Origin of the sequence: Acinetobacter shaoyimingii (assembly GCF_011578045.1) — a bacterium.
In the GTDB taxonomy this organism is placed as follows: Bacteria; Pseudomonadota; Gammaproteobacteria; order Pseudomonadales; family Moraxellaceae; genus Acinetobacter; species Acinetobacter shaoyimingii.
The window spans coordinates 2,700,758-2,724,401 of sequence record NZ_CP049801.1 but is presented as its reverse complement, the minus strand read 5'-3'; the positions used below and the strand labels follow the sequence as shown (position 1 = coordinate 2,724,401).

Annotated in this window: 20 protein-coding genes and 2 pseudogenes; 16 read left to right on the top strand and 6 right to left on the bottom strand. The window is 37.5% G+C overall.

Annotated elements, in window-relative coordinates; genetic code table 11:
- Window positions 1–79: 79 nt before the first annotated feature.
- A complete protein-coding gene (locus G8E00_RS12245; RefSeq protein ID WP_166224986.1) occupies window positions 80–1,291 on the top strand; it encodes a multidrug effflux MFS transporter in 1,212 nt (403 codons plus the stop codon).
- A gap of 116 nt (window positions 1,292–1,407) precedes the next feature.
- On the opposite strand, the gene G8E00_RS12240 is transcribed toward G8E00_RS12245, so the two are convergent.
- Window positions 1,408–2,112 (bottom strand): nitroreductase, encoded by a 705-nt coding sequence (locus G8E00_RS12240; protein ID WP_166224983.1) that lies wholly within the window; start codon window positions 2,110–2,112, stop codon window positions 1,408–1,410.
- 399 nt (window positions 2,113–2,511) lie between these two features.
- Here G8E00_RS12240 and G8E00_RS12235 point away from each other — a divergent pair, with 399 nt between their 5' ends.
- The 5 genes and pseudogenes from G8E00_RS12235 (at window position 2,512) to G8E00_RS12215 (ending at window position 7,803) form a co-directional block, all read left to right on the top strand.
- Entirely contained in the window at window positions 2,512–3,756 is a 1,245-nt protein-coding gene (locus G8E00_RS12235; RefSeq protein ID WP_166010305.1) for a DcaP family trimeric outer membrane transporter, read from the top strand.
- A 396-nt stretch (window positions 3,757–4,152) separates the two neighbouring features.
- Window positions 4,153–5,397, top strand: a complete 1,245-nt coding sequence (gene gltS / locus G8E00_RS12230; RefSeq protein WP_166010307.1) for a sodium/glutamate symporter — start codon at window positions 4,153–4,155, stop codon at window positions 5,395–5,397.
- A gap of 463 nt (window positions 5,398–5,860) precedes the next feature.
- Window positions 5,861–6,688, top strand: a pseudogene (locus G8E00_RS12225) (patatin-like phospholipase family protein); the annotation flags it as partial.
- Window positions 6,689–6,935: 247 nt separating this feature from the next.
- Complete coding sequence (locus G8E00_RS12220; protein WP_166224977.1) at window positions 6,936–7,109, top strand: hypothetical protein; 174 nt, start codon at window positions 6,936–6,938, stop codon at window positions 7,107–7,109.
- Window positions 7,110–7,293: 184 nt separating this feature from the next.
- Complete coding sequence (locus G8E00_RS12215; RefSeq protein ID WP_166010313.1) at window positions 7,294–7,803, top strand: acyl-CoA thioesterase; 510 nt, start codon at window positions 7,294–7,296, stop codon at window positions 7,801–7,803.
- A 68-nt stretch (window positions 7,804–7,871) separates the two neighbouring features.
- Here G8E00_RS12215 and G8E00_RS12210 read toward each other — a convergent pair whose 3' ends face one another.
- Window positions 7,872–8,234 carry a hypothetical protein gene (locus G8E00_RS12210; protein ID WP_227591202.1) on the bottom strand — a complete coding sequence of 121 codons (363 nt, stop codon included), beginning with the start codon at window positions 8,232–8,234 and terminating at the stop codon, window positions 7,872–7,874.
- Between the two features lie 260 nt (window positions 8,235–8,494).
- A complete protein-coding gene (locus G8E00_RS12205) occupies window positions 8,495–8,761 on the bottom strand; it encodes a hypothetical protein (protein ID WP_166224974.1) in 267 nt (88 codons plus the stop codon).
- Between the two features lie 639 nt (window positions 8,762–9,400).
- Here G8E00_RS12205 and G8E00_RS12200 point away from each other — a divergent pair.
- The gene (locus G8E00_RS12200; protein WP_166224971.1) at window positions 9,401–10,405 is read left to right on the top strand and encodes a CobW family GTP-binding protein; all 1,005 of its coding nucleotides are present in this window, start codon (window positions 9,401–9,403) and stop codon (window positions 10,403–10,405) included.
- A 132-nt stretch (window positions 10,406–10,537) separates the two neighbouring features.
- Here the strand turns inward: G8E00_RS12200 and dctA are convergent, their stop codons facing one another.
- Window positions 10,538–11,818, bottom strand: a complete 1,281-nt coding sequence (dctA, locus tag G8E00_RS12195) for a C4-dicarboxylate transporter DctA (protein ID WP_166224968.1) — start codon at window positions 11,816–11,818, stop codon at window positions 10,538–10,540.
- Between the two features lie 126 nt (window positions 11,819–11,944).
- Here dctA and G8E00_RS12190 point away from each other — a divergent pair, with 126 nt between their 5' ends.
- The 8 genes from G8E00_RS12190 (at window position 11,945) to sbmA (ending at window position 20,676) form a co-directional block, all read left to right on the top strand.
- Window positions 11,945–12,475, top strand: coding sequence for a YaeQ family protein (locus tag G8E00_RS12190; protein WP_166010321.1), 531 nt, complete (start codon window positions 11,945–11,947; stop codon window positions 12,473–12,475).
- Window positions 12,476–12,607: 132 nt separating this feature from the next.
- On the top strand, window positions 12,608–13,231 hold the full coding sequence (locus G8E00_RS12185) for an MgtC/SapB family protein (RefSeq protein ID WP_166226539.1): 624 nt from the start codon (window positions 12,608–12,610) through the stop codon (window positions 13,229–13,231).
- Window positions 13,232–13,333: 102 nt separating this feature from the next.
- Window positions 13,334–13,672 (top strand): FKBP-type peptidyl-prolyl cis-trans isomerase, encoded by a 339-nt coding sequence (locus G8E00_RS12180; protein ID WP_166010324.1) that lies wholly within the window; start codon window positions 13,334–13,336, stop codon window positions 13,670–13,672.
- A 538-nt stretch (window positions 13,673–14,210) separates the two neighbouring features.
- Entirely contained in the window at window positions 14,211–16,199 is a 1,989-nt protein-coding gene (gene pgaB / locus G8E00_RS12175) for a poly-beta-1,6-N-acetyl-D-glucosamine N-deacetylase PgaB (RefSeq protein WP_406741470.1), read from the top strand.
- 9 nt (window positions 16,200–16,208) lie between these two features.
- Window positions 16,209–17,474, top strand: coding sequence for a poly-beta-1,6-N-acetyl-D-glucosamine synthase (pgaC, locus tag G8E00_RS12170; RefSeq protein ID WP_166010328.1), 1,266 nt, complete (start codon window positions 16,209–16,211; stop codon window positions 17,472–17,474).
- Between the two features lie 14 nt (window positions 17,475–17,488).
- Entirely contained in the window at window positions 17,489–17,905 is a 417-nt protein-coding gene (pgaD, locus tag G8E00_RS12165; protein ID WP_166010330.1) for a poly-beta-1,6-N-acetyl-D-glucosamine biosynthesis protein PgaD, read from the top strand.
- A gap of 114 nt (window positions 17,906–18,019) precedes the next feature.
- Window positions 18,020–19,183, top strand: a complete 1,164-nt coding sequence (locus tag G8E00_RS12160; RefSeq protein ID WP_166224962.1) for an acyltransferase family protein — start codon at window positions 18,020–18,022, stop codon at window positions 19,181–19,183.
- Between the two features lie 293 nt (window positions 19,184–19,476).
- On the top strand, window positions 19,477–20,676 hold the full coding sequence (gene sbmA, locus G8E00_RS12155; protein WP_166224959.1) for a peptide antibiotic transporter SbmA: 1,200 nt from the start codon (window positions 19,477–19,479) through the stop codon (window positions 20,674–20,676).
- Between the two features lie 55 nt (window positions 20,677–20,731).
- On the opposite strand, the gene G8E00_RS12150 is transcribed toward sbmA, so the two are convergent.
- Window positions 20,732–21,310 carry a DJ-1/PfpI family protein gene (locus G8E00_RS12150; RefSeq protein ID WP_196781988.1) on the bottom strand — a complete coding sequence of 193 codons (579 nt, stop codon included), beginning with the start codon at window positions 21,308–21,310 and terminating at the stop codon, window positions 20,732–20,734.
- A 210-nt stretch (window positions 21,311–21,520) separates the two neighbouring features.
- Here G8E00_RS12150 and G8E00_RS12145 point away from each other — a divergent pair, with 210 nt between their 5' ends.
- Complete coding sequence (locus tag G8E00_RS12145) at window positions 21,521–22,597, top strand: DUF1176 domain-containing protein (RefSeq protein ID WP_166224956.1); 1,077 nt, start codon at window positions 21,521–21,523, stop codon at window positions 22,595–22,597.
- Window positions 22,598–22,670: 73 nt separating this feature from the next.
- Here the strand turns inward: G8E00_RS12145 and yddG are convergent.
- Window positions 22,671–23,606, bottom strand: a pseudogene (gene yddG, locus G8E00_RS12140) (aromatic amino acid DMT transporter YddG).
- Window positions 23,607–23,644: the final 38 nt, after the last annotated feature.

The following is a 23,644-nucleotide window of genomic DNA, read 5'->3' as shown; positions in this document are numbered from 1 at the left end:
CAAATATATTTCAAACAAATCAAACTGAGTTCAGTATAAACTTAAGTTCTGTTTAAATCATATCGATAGAAATTAAAATATGTCTATAAAAAACAATCAACAACAATATTCAACCCGTTGGATCATGTTGTTGGCGATGCTTACATCATTAGGACCTTTGTCCATCGATATGTATTTACCTGCATTGCCACAAATGGCAAATGACTTTCAGGTCAGTACACAACAAATTGCCAATACGTTGCCTGCTTATTTTTTTGGTCTAGCGTTGGGGCAGTTATTTTATGGCCCCATTAGTGATCGAATTGGACGCAAAAAACCACTTTATTTCGGCTTAATGTTATATGTCGTTGCAAGCCTTATTTGTGTGGTGGCACCAGATGATTGGTCATTGATTTTTGCGCGTGTATTACAAGCTTTAGGTGGCTGTGTGGGTGTGGTGATGGCACGTGCCGCCATACGTGATCGCTTAGATTTACAAGGTTCAGCACAAGCTTTTTCCACCATGATGATTGTCATGGGGGTTGCACCGATTACAGCACCAATCATTGGCGCATTTATTCTAAAGTTTTTTGCATGGAAAGCGGTTTTTATTACGCTTACGATCATTGGCATCATTTTTCTGCTCATGGTGCATTTCTTTTTTAAAGAAACTTTAGAACCTGAACGTCGTCTAAAACTGAGTTTTAAACAAATTGTGTTGTTGTATGGCACGATATTACAAGACAAAAGCTTCCAATTGCCAATGCTTGCAGGTTGTTTAACAGGTGCTGCAATGTTTAGCTATATCAGCTCAGCGTCAGCTGTATTGATGGATGGGTATCATCTTGATCAGCAAACTTTTGCATATGCTTTTGGCCTGAACGCCTTGGGGATTATGCTGATGTCATCGATCAATAAAAAACTGAGTCAAAGATTCAGTGTCTTGCAGCGTTTAGTTATAGGCGGCGTTATTCAAGTTTCTGGTTCAGTGATTATACTGTTTGCAGGCCTCTTGGCTGTAGCACCATTATGGTTAGTCATGCTCGGTTTATTCTTTGCAGTATCAGGTATTGGCTTTACTGGTCCAAATGCCACAGCACTTGCAATGTCACAACAAGGTGCTAGAGCAGGTACAGCAAGCGCAATTATGGGAAGTGCACAATTTGGTTGTGGGCTTTTGGGTGGGGTTTTACTGAATTTCTTGATGTGGGATTCATTACTCAACATGGCCATCATGATGCTCATGTTTACTCTTATTGGAACTTGGATGATTACTAAAGTGGTACGAGTACAACGACAAGTACAATCATAAGTGTGCAGGTTAGATACAATTTCTATCTAGATACAATTTAAAGCTAAGCACGTTTTAAAAGAGCCGAATCAGGCTCTTTTTTTATGAAGATCAATCACTGGGATGTACTAGTAAATTTAATCAAGAAAAAAAGCAAAATTTTCTGCAGGCTCACGAGGCGTCACAAATTGATTCACAATCGCATCAGGATCTGCATAACCTAGGGCAATTGCACAAACCAACTCTTCTTGATCAGAAGCATCTAAAACCTCTAAAACAATACGATGAAAATGATTCCAAGCGGCTTGCGGACAAGTATCCAATCCACGTGCTTTTGCAGCCAGCATAATGTTTTGCATAAACATGGAAATGTCCATTTTTGAGCCAATGCCCATGACTTTATCGACGGTAATAAAAAGTCCCACTGGTGCATCAAACAATTGATAATTTCTTAAATGTTGTGCTGCCATTTTGTCTTTATCACCTTTTTCAATGCCTAAAAGCCCATACAGGCCCCAGCCATTTTCACGTCGTCGTTCAATAAAAGGTGAAACCCATTTCTCAGGATAATAGACAAATGTTTCTTGATATTGTTGTGCCAATTCGGGCTTTTTAAAAATCTCAGTCTGTGTCTGACATACACGATCTATTAGTTCTGAGCGTTTGCACCCAGTCACCACATACACTTTCCATGGTTGTGTATTTGTTCCAGAAGGCGCACGTGCAGCCACATTTAAAATGTCTTCTATTATTTGACGATCGATGGGTGTCTTAAGGTATGCACGTATGGATTGACGGGATTGGATGATTTGATCAATACATTGAACTTGATCTAAAGACATATAGAAGCTCCATATTAAAAGAATGAATTCCCTATATGTGGTTATATACCATAGTCTTATATGAAGGCTAGATAGTGTTCAAGATAAAAATATAACCCTAAGATATATATAATTTTTTGAAATCATAAGCAGAAAAAATGCTGGATAAATCGTCAGGATTGACGAGAAAGCAGTTGCGTATAGCTCAAAAATTGTTACATTAGTGGTTGTGTTTTACACAAAATGTTACTTATAAGTTTTTGATTTAGTTGGTCAGTATTTTTACGTGCATATATGTGCATTGTTTTTAAAGGGTTGAATAGGCCTCATAAGAAACAGAATGATGGTTGGTATAATCTGCGGAAAGATTAATCACCTTAAATGCGCGGATGCAAATTTTAAAAAGAATTGGAGTTTTTTATGGGTCGGCTTACACGTGGTCAATTTTTAAAACAGGGTTTAGCTGTGGCAGTTACTGCAGTTCTTATGAGCTCAGCAAATGCTGCAACTGAGAAAGAAGAAATTCAACAACTTCGTCAAGAAGTAGAAGCATTAAAATCCCTCATTAAAGAGCAACAACAAGTTCAACAAAAACAGCAGGTACAACTTGCTGAAGTTGCATCACAACCTGCAAAAGCACCAGTTGCTGTGAAATCTAAAGCAGGGGCGAATGTCGATATCTATGGTTTTGTTCGTGCAGATGCTGGTTATCAATTCAAAGGTGGTGCAAAAACATTCAACCACATTCATGAAGTTGACTTACAAGCGAATCAATCCAATGATGATAAACTTTATGCCACAGCAAAAACAACGCGTATTGGTTTAGATTTTAAAGCGCCAGTTGAAGGCGCAGATGTTGGCGGTAAAGTTGAAGTCGATTTTGCAGACACTCCAGATGATAAAAATGCAGTGCGTATTCGTCACGCTTATGTGACTTATAACAACTGGTTATTTGGTCAAACCACCTCATCATTTGTATCCACTGAAACTCAACCAGAAATGCTTGATTTTGGTTCACCACTGGGTATTGGAACTTATCGTACGCCTCAAGTTCGTTTTACCGATAAAATCAATGCCAATACACGCTACTTTGTCGGTTTAGAAAAAGGCAATGACTCAAATCGTTTACCAGCATTGACAGGTAAAATTGCGCATAACTTTGCTGATGGTGCAGGTGTAGTGACTGGTCGTGCTCTAGTACAAGAAGTACGCGCACGTAATGTGAATGATGCGAAAGAATTTGGTTGGGGGGTAGGTTTAGGTCTTAACTTTAAACCAATTGAACAACTTATTCTAAATGCAGATTATTCGCATATTAGTGGTGATGATAAGTTCCTCCTTTATACTGGTGGTAATACAAATCAAGGTCGTTGGATACAAGATGGTAATGATATAGACCTTAATGATTTAGATGCATTTACCGTTGGTGCAACTTATAAGATCAATCCAAAATTACGCAGTACCTTAGGTTATGGGGCGGTTTTCTTTGGTGATGCTGCTGGAGCGCTAAATGACAATTTGCAACAAGGTTGGTTAAACATTATGTATAACCCTGTGAAACCAATTACCTTTGGTGCAGAGTATGTCTACGGTGAGCGTGAAACAGCAGATGATCAAATCGGTCGCGATAGTCGTTTTGGTTTAATGGCGAAATACGATTTCTAAGCATTGAATGTTTAAATTATAAAAACCCGAAGCATAGGCTTCGGGTTTTTATTTGGGCGTTTAAAAAACTGAATTTACTATTTAATTAAGAAATATAGATCAAAGGATAATAGATTTAAAAAATAATAGAATTGTATATTATGCTCAAGATATCAGTTATTGAGATTTGTCAAAATAATTAGACAGTATTTAAATTTAATTTATGTATCTGCATGTATGGTTTTTATTAATAAGATTGAGAATGATATTTGCACCTATTACTATAAATTTATTGATTTTTTTACTGATTTTTAAGACATTGATCTGGGATTTTAAAAATTAATTTTTAAGATTCATTTTATTTATATATCGTTGTTTAAAACAAAAAAGCTGAATTATATATTTAAGGTTTTACATATGACGGAATTTACTTTTAATGCGTATTACACGCTTATTGCGGCAGTAATTGTTTTACTTCTAGGACGAGTTTTAGTTAATAAAATTGATTTTTTAAAACGCTATAATATTCCTGAACCTGTAGCTGGTGGTTTGGTTGCCGCTGTTCTTTCATTGATTGTGCATAATGTTTGGGGCTATAGCATCACGACAAGTGCCGAATTGCAAACAAGTTTTATGCTGATTTTCTTCGCATCCATTGGTTTAAGTGCCAATTTTGCTAAGTTAAAAGAAGGCGGTATTGGTTTAGTTATTTTCCTTATTGCTGTGGCTTCATTTATTGTTGTGCAAGACGTGGTCGGCATAAGTCTTGCGACAATGCTAGGTATTGATCCATTAATTGGTCTGATTGCAGGTTCGATTACTTTAACAGGTGGTCATGGAACAGCTGGGGCATGGGGTGAGATTCTAGAACAACAGCATGGAATCCAAGGCGCTTTAGCGCTGGGTATGGCCAGTGCGACCTTTGGTCTGATCATTGGTGGTATTATTGGTGGACCTTTAGCGAAATTACTCATCAATCGTTATAAGCTCGCAACGCCAAATACAAAAGAACAAATTAACCAACGAGATAGTGTGGTTAATTCGGATGCAAATTCCTCTGAGTTTGTTGCTTTTGAATATCCGAATCAGGTTCGTCTGATCACTGCCGATAATGCCATTACCACATTAGGTCTTTTTGCAGCATGTCTTGCATTTGCTGATTTTATGACTGGATATAGTAAAGGTACATTTTTTGAATTACCTACATTCGTTTGGGCTTTAGCTGGTGGTGTGATTTTAAGAAATATTTTAGAAGGCGTATTTAAATTTAATATTTTTGACCGAGCAATTGATGTCTTTGGAAATGCCTCATTATCACTTTACCTAGCAATGGCATTGTTATCACTTAAATTATGGCAGTTGGCAGATTTGGCAGGGCCATTGGTGATTATCCTTGGTGCGCAAACGATCACGATGGCGTTGTATGCTGCCTTTGTGACATTCCGTGTTATGGGTAAAAACTATGATGCCGCAGTTCTGGCAGCAGGGCACTGTGGATTTGGTATGGGTGCAACGCCTACAGCGGTGGCCAATATGCAGGCAATTACCAATATGTATGGACCATCGCACAAAGCATTCTTAATCGTTCCTTTATGTGGTGCATTCTTTGTCGATTTAATCAATGCAACCGTGATTCAAGTCATCTTGAAATTCTTTAGCTAAGCGTAGTTGGTTACAATTCTATTTGAATTTTATAAAGCACAGACCTAATCTTGTTGATAATTCACTCTTTTAGGTCTGTGTTTTATTTGCTATTTATAATGATTCTTTAAAAATAATCAGCACGTTTTTTAGTATGAAATATATTTGATTTCATTAGAAAAAAGTTAAATAATATAAATTAATTTATGGTCAAATTTATGAAATAAATTAAGCTATTACTCAAGCATGTGTGTCTCTGTAAATTTATTCTACAGCGTTAATGGACATTTTGTGCTTTCATAGACAGGTTTGAATTGTGTTATTGAATAAGATGAAAATGATCAAATCCCTGATTGTTGCAAGCAGTGTCGCTCTCGTGGCTTGCCAACATACGCCTGAGCAACCTAAAGTTAGTGTGGCAAAAGCTGTCACGACTCATGCAAGTTCGCAGATGAATTATGGGATTTATAAATCTAAAAATAACAATCATAAACCTGTTGTTGCTTTGGTATTAGGCAGTGGCGGTGCACGTGGCTATGCCCATATTGGTGCGATCGAAATACTTGAAGAAAATGGGATTAAGCCTGATTTTATTGTGGGTACCAGTGCAGGCAGTATCGTTGGTTCAATTTATGCCAGTGGCAAGTCAGCCCAACAACTGCGTGAAATTGCTCTAAAAATGAATGTGAGCGATGTCCGTGATATCAATATTGGAATTAAAGGTTTCTTGGATGGCAAGAAAGTTGAAAATTATGTCAACAAACATGTTGGAAATACAGCTTTAGAACAATTGCCTATCCCTATGTATGTTGTTGCGACAGAATTAAAACATGGTAATAAAGTCGTTTTTAATCATGGAAATACAGGACAAGCGGTGCGAGCTTCGGTGTCTATTCCAAGTATGTTTGTTCCGACAAAAATAGCAGGGACTGAGTATGTTGACGGTGGTCTTGTGAGTCCAGTTCCAGTCAATATCGCACGTGAGCTGGGTGCAGATATTGTGATTGCTGTGGATATTTTGGCGCAACCTATTCATACAGAAACGAAAAATGTTTGGGGCATGTTTAACCAAAATATCAATATTATGCAGTCGAAATTAGCGGCAGAAGAACTTAAAAATGCTGATATTGTTATTCGTCCAGATTTACGCGAAAAAGCACACATTTTTGATGTAAAGGGACGTGAGAATACTATGCAAGCGGGGCGTGATGAGACCTTAAGTTATATCCCCAAAATTAAAAATTTGCTTGCGACTGCTCAAGAAGGCAAGAGTGAAGCAAATCGCTATTTAGTGGCAAAAGAAAAAAAATAATCATCGAAATAGTCTACAGATCAGTTCTAAAGAGCATGAATTGATCTGTAGATAGATGGATGTTTTTTATAGTAAATGTTTAAAATTTTAAATTGATCAGATTAAAAAAATATCATTACATATAATTAAAATATAATTGTTTCATTGATTTATATTTATCATTTGGTTAATTTTAAATATGTAATAGACTCTATTTGAGTCACATATCCTTAAAATAAATTTAAGATTGAACAAGGGTAATTTTAAAATGAAAGCTTTTGAGGTGGGTCAATTAGTTCGACTCGCAACACATCCTGAAATGGTGTTTGAAATCGTAGAAATTCATGGTGACCGTTCTTATCAAATTCAGCTACACGCATTAGAAAGTCAACATTTGAGCTATGATAATGTCCCAGCTGAAATGTTAAGAGCTAAGGAATAAAAACTGTTTATGATAGAGCAAAATGCAAAATTCTTGTAAAGAACAAGACCTGTTTAAGATCCAATGTTTATTATAAAAATCATGCATTTTTGTTAAATTAAGGTGTGAAATTAAACATCTTCTAATCAAAATAAAGATATAATATGTACGTTATATCTCCTGAGTAAATCGAGTCTATACATTTATGTCCCAATTAGATCAAGTGCTTGCTGATGATCAATCAGAATTAACTATGTCTGTATTAATGACACCAGACATGGCCAATTTTTCAGGAAATGTACATGGCGGTACAATTTTAAAATTACTCGATCAAGTTGCATATGCTTGTGCGAGCCGTTATTCAGGCTCTTATGTGGTGACGCTATCTGTAGACAAGGTAAATTTTAAAGAGCCGATTCATGTAGGTGAATTAGTCACATTCTTGGCAAGTGTGAACCATGTGGGTCGAACCTCTATGGAAATTGGTATTCGTGTAGAAGCGCAAAATATTCAAAAACGTACTGTGCGACATACCAACAGCTGTTACTTTACAATGGTGGCAGTGGATGACAATGGGCAACCTAAACAAATCCCTCGTCTTAACCTAGATAATGATTGGAAACGTTGCCGTTTTGAAGCTGCTGAGCAACGTAAAATTGCGCGTCTGCAAGAAAGCCATCATCCATCGTGCAGTATTTATAAAAAATCATCTTAAGTGAAAATATTGATAGGTTGAAAAAAAGATCTCTATAGGAGATCTTTTTTTCGTTTTTTCTTTAATTTTTATTTCGCTCTTTTAGCAAGTAAATAGTCATCGACCACCATGAACCAGTTACCTTGTTCATCTTTCTTTGGTGGTTGAGAAACAGTGAATTCAGTTGAGAAAGGACCTACACCAGCTTGAAAATTGTTGCCCTCGAAACTTTTGATTGGTACTGACAATGTAGAACTCTTTTGCGGTTGATTATTGCTGTATTCAAGTCGACCATCGGCACTAATGACTAAGTTGACACGATTATCGGCACTTGCCCATGATCCGACATAATCTAATTTATTTTCTGGAATGGGTTTTGCACAACCAAGCAATACCACAGCCAAAATACAACACATTAAAAAGGGTTTTAATTTTGTGTGTGTGAATTTCATTGAATTTCTCTCTTATTTATTTAAGTCACTTTTTTTATTCAAATTGTGATTTAAAACATGTTTATAGCGTTATTTTTATACTGAAAAGAATTTTAAAGCAAAACATTTTTGATGAATCAGGACGAAAATAAGTCAATAAAGTTTATGGGTGAAGTGATTAAATATAACAATAAAAAAAGCTAAGTCAAAGACTTAGCTTTTTTTAAACACGCTTTTTAAATAATCAACAACGGATATATGAGGAGGAAATTCCGTGTTAATTATTGAGCAGGTTGTTCTGAAACTGGTGATGTTGTTGAAGAACCTTCAGTTGCACCACTTTCAGTTGCTGGTTGAACTGATGAAGGCTGACCTGCAGCTGCATTTGATTCAGTGCTCAAAGATTTGTCTTGTGCAGTCGTTGGTTGTTCTTGAGTCGTAACAACTGTTTTCTTGGTCTCTTTTTTCTCTTCTTTAGAAGAAGCTGCAAATGTTGAAACTGCTGATACAGCTAAAGTTGTTGCAAGTAAGATCTTTACTAATTTCATAGTTGGCATCCTATATATTTAAATGACATCATTTCCAAAATAATAGAAATGAATGTTTAAGCTTAATATTCCTGATTGCACGAAGAAGAAGTTAGTAGCATTGATAACGTGCAATCAGGGGCAACGAAAATTATGCTAAGCCCAATTTGTGATTAGGGCAACCGAACCAACAAAGCGAAACATTCTGATTTACGTTTTCAAAACAAAGGGGCGCTTTATGTTCCAAATTTGTCAATAAGCTCTTTTTTTGATCGAATAAAATGTATGTAAATATGAAATATAGGTTAAAAAATAATCTATAAAATTACTGAGATTGAACATTACCTGCTCAGTTTGACGCTAAATCAGAAATTATTTTTTATTTATCTTAAAAAAGATGAATTATTTCAAAGGTATTGTGAACTGGTTATCATTTTTGAATTTGATAATCCTTTTGAATCGTATTTTGCTTATTCAAAATGCCGTGGTTGCTAGGATGATATATTTTTATTGCTCATTTTAAATTTTCATGAATCAGGTATACAAAGTACTTGCATTGCATCTGATCTCAACAAACAATGTAAATGATCTTCATCGTAAATGATCCTCATCGATTTGATTGAGTGTTGACTTGTATTGAACTCCATTTAGAGAATTATTTTGAAACTTTTTGCACCGAAGCAAGCTGTAAAAACACATATTATTTCAGGCTTTTTGGGCGCTGGTAAAACCACACTATTACAACATCTATTGGCTCAAAAACCTGAACATGAAACTTGGGCTGTGCTGATGAATGAATTTGGTCAAATTGGTGTCGATCAGCAAATGCTGCCTCAACAACAAGGTTATGAGGTCAAAGAATTGTTAGGCGGGTGTTTGTGCTGCACCAGTCAGTTACCGATGCAAATTGCATTATCTCGACTCATTCAAGACACGCAACCAGATCGACTCTTTATCGAACCTACAGGCTTGGGGCATCCCGCTCAGTTACTTGAACAACTGACAGAGCCACATTGGCAAAGTCAGATTAATATGCGTGCGTTGATTACGGTGATTGATGGTTCACGTTTACATGATCATGAATGGACAGCGCAAAACTTATATCAAGACCAAATCAAAGCTGCGCAGATTGCTGTCATTTCTCATGCAGATCAAATGCAGGACGCAGATGAATTAGCATTATCAACACTGAAAAATGAATATATTGCTTATGTTCAAAAATGGCTGAAATCCGAACATGGGCTTTTAGATTTACAAGAGATTGACCTGGACTATCATGGAATAAAACGCAATATTCAGCCCTTGATTACGGTACAAAAAAGCTTAAATCAGCAAGAGCCAATGCCTGAAGTAAAACAACTTCCATATCATTATGTCGAAACTGCACAGGGGTATACGGTTGCTGGTTGGAAATTTTCTAAACGCTGGCAGTTTGATTTTTACGAACTGCTAGATGTGTTGTGCGAACTTCAGAATTGGGTTCGAATTAAAGGTATTTTTAATACCAATCAAGGCTGGATGACGTTTAACTTCAATCCTGATCAATTTAATTATAAGTCAGGGGATGAAAACATTGATAATCGAATTGAAGTCATTACCCAACATGAGCACGATTGGTACACTTTAGAAACGCAAATTTTAAAATGTCGTATCAATGAAGCATAATTTTTGGCTGAGTAAATGACGACAATACGTTCGCGCCATTGAAATAGACCCTACATAACGACCAACCTGATAGCATGATTTCATTTTTCATCGGTTGGTCATGATTTATCTAAGTCATTTCACAAATGGATTTCATCGATCCATTGACGTCTCACGCTGACCTGAAAGCACTGTTTTCGCCTGACGATGGTCAATGTCTTTTTCCCAATGGGCAATGGCAACAGTTGCTACACAGTTACCTATCAAGTTAGTACATGCACGGACAATACCGATAAACCAATCCACCGAAAGCAATAGCACCAAGCCAATGGCCGGTAAACTTGGAATAACCGATAAGGTTGCTGCCAAAATCACCAGTGCTGAACCTGGTATACCGTGAGCACCTTTGGATGTAATTAATGATACCAACAGAATGCTGATCAACTGTGCAAATGAAAGTTCGATATCGCAGGCCTGTGCAATAAAAATAACTCCCAAAGTTAAGTAAATGGAAAATCCATCTAAATTAAAGGAATAACCTGTAGGAATCACCAAACCGACAGTTGAATCTTTGATGCCTAAAGCTTTCAACTTTTTCATGATCTGAGGCAATACAGAGTCTGAAGACGCCGTGCCTAAAACAATCAGCAACTCAGCTTTAAAATAGCTTAAAAAATGGAAAATATTGAAACCACAGAATTTTAAAATACCGCCTAAAATCATCACAACGAAGATGATGCAAGTGACATAAAACAACATCACCAAATAACCCAGTTGAATCAGGGAGTCTAAGCCAAACTTTGCTGTGGTATAGGCGACTGACCCTAGAACACCAAGTGGAGCAAGACGAATGATGAGCCCCATCATTTTAAAAAAGACTTCGGAAACGGCTTCAATTCCGTGAGAGACCACATTTGCCAGAGGGCGAGGGATGAGCAATAAGCTCACGCCAAATAAGATGGCAATCAGGAGCACCTGTAAAATATCGCCTTGGCTAAAAGCTGAGACAAAGGTTTTGGGAATGATGTTTAAGATGAAATCAGAACCTGAGCTGAGGTGTTCGGCACGCTCAACATAAGTGCTCATGTCTTTGCTGTCTAGCTTAGACACATCAATATTCATGCCGACACCAGGCTTAAATATATAAGCCACAGCAATCCCAATGAGCAGGGCAATGGTGGTGACAATTTCAAAATATAAAATGGTTTTTGCCCCAACTTTACCCATTTTCTTAATGTCATTTGCACCAAAAATGCCAAGTACCACCACACAGAACACAATTGGGGCAATCAGCATTTTAATGAGTGAGATAAAGCCGTCGCCTAAAGGTTTTAGATTTAAAGAAAAATCATGAAAAAACACCCCAATGATGATGCCAAGTATGAGGGCAATGACGACTTGCAAGAATAAACTGCTTTTTATGCTGTTGAACATCGTACAACCAAGAATGATCACGTTGCAGTTTATTAGCAATAATCTAGCCAATTGAAAGCCAGTCGAAAAATCTAATGAGCAAATGAAAAATCAGGTATCCTAAGCGCCAAATTTGAGGATTTTTTCATGGCGTTAAAAGCAACCATTTATAAAGCAGATTTAAATATTGCCAATATGGATGTTCATCAATATGGTGATTATCAATTGACGATTGCAATGCATCCATCCGAAACGATTGAACGTTTGATGGTTCGTGTATTGGCATATGCTCGTTTTGCCGATGAACGATTAGAATTCACCAAAGATTTGTTTGAAACGGATGAGCCTGCTTTGTGGCAAAAGGACTTAACAGGTCAGCTTGAAAAATGGATTGAAGTCGGCTTGCCAGATGAAGATAAAGTCAAAAAAGCCAGTGCACGTTGTAAAGAAGTTGTGGTTATTGCTTATGGTTCAAGTGTTGTAGAGTGGTATAAACGAAATAGCAAACTCAAAACTTTAAAAAATGTCCAAGTTTGGCAGCTTTCAGAACAAACGACGCAGGACATTCAACAACTCTGTGAACGTACCATGCAACTCCAACTTAACGTCATGGATGGTGAATGGACATTGATTGGAGATAAAGCACAAGCTGTGGTTGAATGGACACAATTACAATAGCCCTTAATTTAAATCTCATTTTTCCATATAGCATTGCTTTATTGATGTAAGCGAGATGCAAGTTTTGGCTTGCATCTCAACCTGAAAGTTTCGTATACCTTGTAAAACAACAATGATAAAGAGGGAATAATGATGAACCCTGATATTATCCATTTGCTCATTGCTTTGGGTATAGGTGGATTGATTGGTGCTGAACGCGAGTATCGAAGTAAGTCTGCGGGCTTAAGAACCATGATTATGGTAAGTGTTAGTTCTTGCCTCTTTACGATTTTATCCATTCGTATTGGTTTAGATAGCCATGATCGGATTGCTGCAAATATTTTGACAGGATTGGGCTTCTTGGGTGCTGGGGTTATTTTTAAAGATGAAAATCGTATTTCTGGCATTACCACTGCCACCACCATATGGATGACCGCAGCACTGGGTATGGCTGTGGGGGCAGGTTATGCATGGCTCAGCATCTTTGCAACTTTTATCGTGATGGTCGTTTTAATTTTTCTGGTTTATATTCAAGAATGGATTGAACAGCGTAATCAAGCACGAGCTTACCGTATAGTGTGCCAATACAAAAAGAAAACCTTGGATCAATACGAAGAGCTTTTTACGACCTTCGATATGAAGGTAATTCGAAGTGTTCAGCACAAAAACTCAGAGCGAATCAGCGGACGTTGGATACTCATTGGTTCAGCAGAGAATCATAAAAAATTGACGAAATATTTACTCAATGACTCCAATATTCAAGAGCTCAGTTTTTAAATCACACATATAACAGTAGATGTATGAGTTTTACATTATTCAGATCAAATCCCGTTTATAATAAGCATCAGATTAATTGCGTAACAGTGTAGGAAAATGACCATGTCAGCTGAATTAGAAATTATTGATTTAAAAGTGGGTGAAGGTAAAGAAGCTGTCAAAGGGGCGCTGATTACCACGCATTACACGGGTTGGTTAGAAGATGGAACTAAATTTGATTCTTCAATTGACCGTGGTAACTACTTTGAAACTGTGATTGGCACTGGCCGTGTAATTAAAGGCTGGGACCAAGGCATTATGGGCATGAAAGTTGGTGGAAAACGTAAATTGATCGTTCCATCGCATTTGGCTTATGGCGAACGTAAAATGGGTAAAATTATTCCTGCCAATTCAAACTTGATTTTTGAGATTGAATTATTTGATGTAAAAACGCGTGATTAATCAACTTCTCGATGAAACACTCAAGGTGGTTTCAGGTGATATTGCTCTTCTTGTAATTGAGTGAATCGTCAAAGCCTGTGATGATCAGGCTTTGGTTGAATCCTAAAGCTTTCCTCGGAAAGCTTTTTAAGTTTCTGTAGCGCTTAAATGATTGTGTTTTCAAGTTTATTAATAGATTTAAGCGATTAATCAAGGCTGAGATTCTCTTCATAAAATGTGTTTTAGATGTAGAATGAGCATGTATAATTCGACGCGATAAGCTGAAGGTATTTTTTTTCATCGCCATGAAAGTTATATCATTGTGTATCGATTGTGCGCTAAATACGCAATATATAAACAATTGTAAACAGTAGATTAATCCGACAAATGTTCTAATATTGCTTCGTTCAATGACGCACGGGTGTTGTTTTATATCCATGCGCATTGAACTCAATAATGAATGTCCAATTCTTTAGTGGTCTTAAAGAGTTATATCTGATTAACAATAAATGGCAACTGAGACTAAGTTATGAAGCCACGTTATTTTCCATTTACCGCAATGTTGAGTTTAGCACTGACGTGTTCAACTTTTTCTGGTTTTGCATCGTCAATGGATAAGCTTCCACAAAAACCACATCAAATAAATACAAAAAAACTCATTGTATTGGCATACCACGAAGTTACTTCCAATAAAAATTCACTTATTCCTCAATATGCTGTGAATGCTCAACTTTTTGAGTCTCATATCAATTGGTTAAAGAAAAATGGTTATACATTTGTCAATGTTGATCAAGTGATTCGAGCTGAACGAGGTCTAACACCTTTGGCTCCAAAATCAGTCTTGATCACTTTTGATGATGGTTATCAGTCTTTTTATAAAGATGTATATCCGATCATTAAAAAGCAAAATATACCAGTCGTCCTTTCGGTTGTTGGTTCTTGGTTAGAGCCACAAGCCAATCAACAGGTTCAATTTGGCGATATACGTGTTGCACGCAATCAATTGTTGTCATGGCAACAGTTAAAAGAAATGCAAGAGAGTGGTTTGGTTGAAATTGGTAGCCATAGCTATAACTTGCATCGAGGTGTACTGGGCAATCCGCAAGGCAATAATGAACCTGCTGCAGTAACTCGCATCTACCAACCTGCGACCAAGAGCTATGAGTCTGATCAAGCCTACGCTAAACGTATTGCAAAAGACTTAAAAGCCAATAATAAATTATTGACCCAGCATGGTATTAAGCATCCACGTATTATGGCTTGGCCATATGGTCGTTATAATCAGCAAATTGTTGATATTGCGAAACAAGCAGGGATGCCGATCACCTTAAGTTTGGACGATACAGCTACTGTTTATAATCGAAAAGCCAAAGAAAGCCAATTTAATCGGATCTTGATTGAAGATGGTATGAAACCTGAAGAATTGGCGGTTGAAATTCGCAACCGTGAAATGCATTTGGGTGATCAATATCGTGCACAAAAAGTGATGCATGTCGACTTGGATTATATTTATGATCCAGATGAGAAACAGCAAGAGAAAAATTTAGGCTTACTTATTGATCGCATTGTTGCGATGAATGTTAATACCGTTTATTTACAAGCTTTTTCTGATCCAGACGGGAATGGTTCAGCCGATTTGGTATATTTCCCTAACCGGTATATTCCAATGCGAGCGGATTTATTTAATCGTGTCAGTTGGCAAATACAAACGCGTACTCAAGTCAGTCGTATTTACGCTTGGATGCCTATTTTCGCTTGGGAATTACCACAACATAACGCCGTGTCTAAAGAACTGGTGGTAACAGAACAAGCGCATAAAGGCGAACACCTCAATATGGGGTATCACCGTTTAAGTCCGTTCTCACCTAAAGCCAGAAAAACGATTAAAGGTATTTATCAAGATTTAGCCAAGTCTTCTGCATTTGATGGGATTATTTTCCATGATGATGCGACCTTGTCTGATTATGAAGATGCCAGTACACATGCGTTAAAAGTGTATCAAAAGGCTGGCTTACCAAAGAAACTGGCAGATATCCGTAAAGATGAAAAACACATGCAAAAGTGGACGGCGCTTAAAACACGCAGCATCGATGCTTTTGCTATGGAGTTGGCTGACGAGTTGCGTTATTACCATCCATTCTTGTTAACCGCACGTAATTTATATGCGCAAGTGGCACTTTCAGCTTATGCTGAAAATTGGTATGCACAGTCTTTGGAAGAATCACTGAAACATTATGATTTTACCGCCATTATGGCCATGCCATATATGGAACAAGTTGAAGACCCGAAAAAGTTCTATCGAGATATCATTAACCGTGTTGAGAAATATCCAGATGGAATGCGTAAAACCATTTTTGAGTTACAGTCAGTGAATTGGCGTAACAATACCAAAGTACCAAATCAAGAAATGGCTGACACCATTCGTGATTTGTATAAACATGGTGTGATCCATGTTGGGTATTATCCTGATGATCCGATTGAAGGGCATCCAGATCCTAAAGTTTTACGAGAAGTCTTCGATACTAAATCGAATCGTTTAGAACCTTAAGGTTGGGCAATGACCACTTTTCAGACGCTTTGGCAGTCTATCCTTAATTTTATTTTTTATTACCCATTATTCATGTCTTATTTATGGATGATGGGGGCACTCATTTTTTGCTTTCGTGAGCGCCAAGAGCCCGCATTTAATCATCCACCAAAACTTGATGATTATCCGTTATTGGCTGTACTGATTCCCTGTTTCAATGAGGGGGATAATGCTGAAGAGACTTTGGTTCAAGCACTTAAATTGCAATATCCGAATTTTGAAGTGATTGCAATTAATGATGGTAGCTCGGACAATACAGGTGAAGTGCTTAATCACTTAGCTGAAAAGTACCCACATTTACGTGTGGTACATTTGGCGGAAAACCAAGGTAAAGCCATGGCTTTGCAAGCAGGAAGTTTGGTTACTGAGGCAGAGTTTTTACTGGGTATCGACGGTGATGCTTTGCTTGATCCGCATGCTGCACAATGGATGATTCGACATTTTCAGAACAATCCTCGCATTGCAGCAGTGACAGGGAATCCGCGTATTCGAAATCGTTCAACACTGCTCGGACGTGTGCAAGTTGGTGAGTTTTCATCTATTATTGGCATGATTAAACGTGCGCAACGTACTTTTGGACGTATTTTTACGGTGTCTGGTGCAGTGACTGCTTTTCGTAAAAGTGCTGTGCATGAAGTCGGCTATTGGTCACCTGATATGTTGACTGAAGATATCGATATTTCTTGGAAATTGCAGCGCGCGGGATGGGATATTGAGTTTGAACCCAATGCAATGGTCTGGGTGCTTATGCCAGAAACCTTCACCGGTTTATGGAAACAGCGATTACGTTGGGCAATGGGTGGTGCTCAAGTCTTGCTGAAAAATTTTGATGTCTTGTTTAAACCTAAACTCAATTTTCTTTGGCCACTTATTTTGGAACTGAGTTTGACATTGGTATGGTCTTATCTGATGTTATTTATGGTGGTGATGTGGATTTTGCATGTCATTTTACCCTTTGTAGGCTTCCCAAATATAAGTTCACCCTTTTTGCCGTATGGCACAGGTATTTTTATCGGGGCGACATGTCTATTCCAATTCGCTATTAGCATGTGGATGGACAGTCGGTATGAAAGAGGTCTTGCCAAAAACTATTTTTGGATGATCTGGTATCCCTTTGTTTTCTGGATTATTACAGTTTCAGGAACCATTGCGGCGCTACCAAAAGTACTGTCACGAAATGATGGAAAACGTGCGCGTTGGGTTAGTCCCGACCGTGGAATCCGTCACGACAGTTGAGTGAAAGAGTTAATGTGTTGAAAACTGATTCGATTATTATTGATCTACGTGATCAAATTCCTTGGCACAAGCGTTATTTGTCCAATACAGGGACATTGATGCTTTGGTTCTTTTGGATCTTGTTATGGCAGCCTATTGCCATGGCATTGGGTTTAATTGAGGTCCGACATCAGCGTTTTGTCGATCAAGTATTAGATGCTTTTTTTACAGTCGTTGAGCATGGGCTCATCAGCATCGCAATCTTTGCAGTGGTTTTATGGCTTTGGACGCATTGTCTTCCTTCAAAAGCTGTAAAACATACCCAAGCAAAAAGCATGCAAGATTATGCGGAACATTATCAAATTGATGTTCAAAGCATTCATCGTGCACGTCAGCAAAAAATCGTGACTGTTTACCATGATGAGTCTGGAAAAATTCAGCGTGTTGAATAGCACATTATAAGTGCCAAATTCAGTGCGCTGTTCATGTTTATTATCTAATTTTTAATCTAAAGCATTAATTTTGTGAATGATTACGATTTGAAACTTGTACCAAAAGTTTGACTCATGTTGACTAGCACGAGAAAAATGGAAATTGAGGATGATGTGGTTAAATTAAATTCGGCAGAAAGTATTCGTGGTTTAGCTTGTTTAGCAGTTGTATTTTCGCATTTAAGCTTAACCTTCTTTCCTTATTTGCATTCTGCTGATATGGAATCAGTCGCTAAGTCGCCGATTCAGTCCTTTATTCATCATTCTCCATTTGCTTTTTGGTATTCAGGCACGGCTGCGGTCTTTGTTTTTTTTGTACTGAGTGGTTTTGTGCTGTCTTATGCGATTTTGAGAAAGCCTGAGCTAGTTGAGTATAAGATTAAAACCATGTTGGTTAAACGTTATCCACGCCTTGCAATACCTGTGCTGGGTTCGTGTTTAATTGCGTGGGCGACATTCAAGTTTTTCCATATCGACAGTAGTCGTGTATATAGCTGGTTTCATGAATTTGTCAGCCAATATATCACCTTAAAACATGCGATTTATGAAGGATTGATTGGTTCATTTTTCTTTGCTGAAAGTGATACCAACTGGGTGCTATGGACCATGAACATCGAATTGATAGGTTCATTGGTTTTATTTGTGTTGCTATATCTTAGACAAATCAATCAAACACTATTTTTCGTTGGTTCAATCGTTTTTCCACTGTTGGCCTGGTGGTGGAAGGGCGAAGGCTTCTTATTGGGCATCCTGAGCTTTGTCATTGGAATTTATTACTATCTATACGGCAAACAGTTGAAGCTTGTACCCGCAGTTTTACTGTTTTTATTTGGCTTGTATTTGGCAGGTGCACATAATAGTAGTTGGTCTTATCAATGGATATATGCATGGATGGGTGAGCGTACTTATGATTACTGCAATTTTTTTGCAGGTGTTTGTATTGTCTATGCGGTGCTGATGAGTGTGAATTTGTCGAAACATTTGGATCAACGCTTTTTAGTGTGGTTAGGTAAGTTATCATTTTCAATTTATCTGCTTCATCTGATGCTGATTTATCTTATTGCTTTACCTCTGTTTAATTATTTATCCGATCACGGTGTCAATTATGTGGTGTCAGCACTGACAGCGTCGTTAATTTTTATAGGGCTGACTTTGTTTGTGGCTGAATTTTATAGTCGATGGGTTGACCAATTTGCGATTAAAATCAGTAATGGTTTGGCAAATCGTATTGTTAAATAAATGATTTTCGAAGCGTACTCATCGGATTTTTGCGCTTGTTGAGACTTACGATTTAAAATTCGCAATTAAAATAGTTTTCAAATTATAGAAAACATCACTCATCATTCTTGTTTGATTGATCACAATGAGGATGATGAGTTTGATCGGTATTCGAATGTTTGAGATCACACATAATGCGCATAATAAGCGTACGAGACATAACAAAAATTTTCTAAAAAATGAAGTTAATTGTAGAATTTAGGATTAATATTCAAGGCATCAATTCAAAAAAATATTAAGGATATCAACGCTGAATGTTTAAGTCATTTTTTCCAAATCCAAAGTGGTTTTTCATATCTGCAGTACTGTGGTTCGTTATTAATTTAGCCTTATGGTATTCGGGTGGAAGTGAGTGGGGAACTATTCTCGGTTTCCCTGAGGGGTACAGATCTAACGCCTTAGCAATTGATGTCAGTCGATTTTGGAGTCCATCATTTTTATGGTTCTATCTCTGGTATTTTGTGTCTACAGCACTTTTTGCACTATTTTGGAAATGGAGATCGAATAATCCTTGGCAAGGTTGGTCGGTGTGGGGAACTTCATTCATCATTTTTAATATCTGGCTGATTGTACAAGTCAGTGTTGCTGTCAATGCGTGGTATGTTCCTTTTTGGGATTTGATTCAGCAAATTCTCACCAAAGGTGGTGGTGATTTATCGATGCTTTATAAAGAATCACTGACATTTTTATATATTGCTGCAGTATCAGTGACCACAGGTGTGGTAATGACCTTCTTTACCAGTCACTATATTTTTCGTTGGCGCACAGCAATGACTGAATACTATGTTGAGCATTGGGAAAAATTAAGACATGTGGAAGGTGCATCTCAACGTGTTCAGGAAGACACCATGCGTTTTGCCACGATTATGGAAGATCTAGGTGTCGAGTTGATTAAGGCAATTTTGGTCCTGATTGCATTTTTACCGTTATTGTTTACCTTGTCTGCAAAAGTACCTATTTTACCTTTTATTGGTGAAATTAAATATTCACTGGTTTGGGCAGCCATTGGTTGGGCTGTATTTGGAACATTCTTACTGATGGTGGTTGGGATTAAACTGCCAGGACTGGAATTTAATAACCAAAAAGTTGAAGCTGCTTATCGTAAAGAGCTCGTGTATGGAGAAGATCATGCTGAGCGTGCACAGCCTGCAACGTTAAAAGAATTGTTTAGCAATATTCGGAAGAATTATTTTAAACTTTATTTCCATTATGCTTATTTTAACGTTGTTGCACGTTGGTATGGACAACTCGATATTTTGTATAATCTTTTCGTACTTTTCCCAGCACTTGCAGCAGGATTCTTGACACTCGGATTGATCAACCAAATTGCAGGTGTTTTCGGTAAAGTCCGTGAATCTTTCCAATATTTAGTCAGTTCATGGAAAACCATTATCGAGTTACTGTCTATTCGTAAACGTCTAAAAGCATTTGAATCGATTCTTGACGATCAGTAAGTTTTAGATGAGTTGAAAAAAGCCCATTCGATGGGCTTTTTTAATGTGAACTTTATTAGATGCTGACAGTAGCACCTAAAGCTTTAATATACTGCGCTAACCATGCAGGATGTGCAGGCCAAGCAGGTGCAGTCACCAAATGACCGTCTGTTACTGCTTCAGTCACTGCAATATCTGCATAGTTTCCACCAGCCAGTTTCACCTCAGCAGCACAAGCAGGGTAGGCAGAACATAAACGACCTTTCAATACATCGGCTGCTGCAAGAATTTGAGCGCCGTGACATACAGCAGCAATTGGTTTTTGTGCAGCATCAAACTCACGTACAATTTCAATAATACGTGCATTCATACGTAAGTACTCTGGTGCGCGTCCCCCTGGAATCACTAAACCGACATAGTCTTGTGTATTGACCTGATCAAAATCATAATTAATTGCAAAGTTATGACCACGTTTTTCACTATAGGTTTGATCGCCTTCAAAATCATGAATCGCTGTAGCAACGGTATCGCCATTTTTTTTATCTGGGCAAACTGCATGAACGGTATAACCTAAGCCAGTGAGGAACTGAAAAGGTACCATGGTTTCATAATCTTCAGCGTAGTCACCCACAAGCATTAAAAGTTGTTTTGCCATGAGAATTTCCTTTTATCGATGTTATGAATGTTGGTTTTAATTCCACTTTAGCATAGCACTATGAAGCTGATAAGAGCGGGAAGATGTTCTTTAGTCGAAGATTATCATTGGCAATAATTTCAATGGATTGCACATATTAATGACAGTTAAAATTAATAAAGCTTTAAATTCAGTTAAAATAAAGTGTAATCATTCATTCGGATAATAAAAATGCGTACAACAATTTTGACTTTATCGAGTTTTAGTCTCGGTTTAATTTCATCTCTAAGTTTTGCTCAAAACATTAAACCGATTGTATTCGAAAAAGATCAGTGGGAAATGTATTGCAGTAATATTGGGACATGTCGTGCTGCGGGTTATCAAATTGAAGATGATCAATTACCTGCATCAATTTTAATTACACGTAAAGCTGGAGCGAATCAAGGTATTAGCGTTGAATATACCTTGTCAGATCAAGATCAAGAATTGAGATATACAGCAAAGGATCCAATTCGTTTTTATTTAAACGGAAAAGATTTAGGAATGATTCAACCTGTTTCCGGTGATTTTTCGATTACAGGACAGTTAAACAAAGTTCAAACTCAAGCTTTAAGCGCATTACTTAAACAAAAAGTGCGTATAGAGTTTAAAAATAAAAAATATCATTGGATTGTCTCAGATGCAGGCATGACCGCAACACTTTTGAAAATGGATGATTTTCAAAAACGTGTGGGTACGACCAACGCCTTAATTCGTAAAGGCAGTCAAAATGAGTCTGCGCTGTTACAACCAGCACCGAAACTTGAAGTAAAAAAAGTTAAAACATCAGATAAACCTTATTTGACCTTAAAGCCAAGCACTGCACAGTACAAAACCTTATTCTCTACACTGATGGCGGCGAAACCTAAAGTCAAAGATCCAGACGAAGATATCTGCCAAGGCAGTTTTGAGGGTGAAAAAGAGGGGTATCGCTTTGGAAATATTGAACTATACAAATTGACCAACAATAAAATACTGGCAACTACACTCTGTTGGAGTGGTGCTTATAACCAAGGCTATGGGGCTTGGGTGGTTGATCAGTCACTCAAAGGTAAAGCTGAGTTTGTCAGTGAAAGTGTATCGGATGTACTTTCTGGCGAATTAGTGGCAGCACATAAAGGTCGCGGTGTCGGTGATTGTTGGTCGCATCAACAATGGATTTGGAATGGCGCTCGCTTTATACAAACCAGTGACCGCTGGTCTGGCGCATGTAAAGGCGTTACAGGGGGCATGTGGTCGTTGGAAAAAATTGAATCAGATATTCGTTAAAAGTGAAGATCAAAACTATGATCAATTGAGCTGAGCCAATCAGCTCAATTTTTTTATTGTCGAGAGACTCTATTTAGCTGGATTGTATTGTTTTTCGCTGCAATTTTAATTTGATAAAGGCCCAGTTGGTAGAAATCCAACAAATAAAAGAACCTAAAGTCACCATGATTGCACCATGCCAAAATGTAATGGAGAGTGGCGATTGTAAAATCCACATCGAAATCAATGATGAAAAAATCGGGCTGAAATAGGACAGGGTAACCAATAAGGTAATGTTGCCTTGGTTAATCCCAATATTCCACATCGCATAGCCTAAACCTGTGACGATAGACACCAAAACCATATAGCCCAAAGTATGAAAATCAATATGAGGCATATGTTGTAATTTTTCTGGGTGTATCAACCACATTTTTAGCTAAAGTACAGCGGTAATGGCGAGAAAGAACAGTGCAATAGGATTATGACCACCGCTATATTTTTTAGTGATTACGCAATAAATTGCCCAAAGACAAGCACCTAAAAAGGCTAAAGCATAACTAATAGGATTGCTTTGAATATGATGAAACACTGTGTGCCAATTAAATGCGCCATTGCCAGATTGGATATAGATGACGCCCGATAAACTTATAGCCAAACCAACCATAACCCACAGGTTGAATTTTAGTTCTTTAAAGACAATAAGCATTACGATGGTTAAGCTTGGCCAGAGATAATTGACTAAACTCACTTCTATGGCTTGCTGTGCGGTTTGGGCTAAAGCAATGGCATAGGAAAAACACAACTCATAAATGACAAATAAAAGCGTGGCACAAATTAAATAAGTCCGAGGAATCTGTTTTAAATTTGGAATACGAAACACTAAAACTAAAATCACAGCACTTAAGCTATACATAAACAAGACAGCTAAATCTGCACCAATACTCAAGCTAATTCTTTTTAACAAACCGACGATTGATGACCATTGTAATACGGCACTAAAGCCGATTAGTGTTGCTAAGTTTTTGGTCATCATAAGTCAGGATGAAGTCTTTTCATTAAGTGATTTAT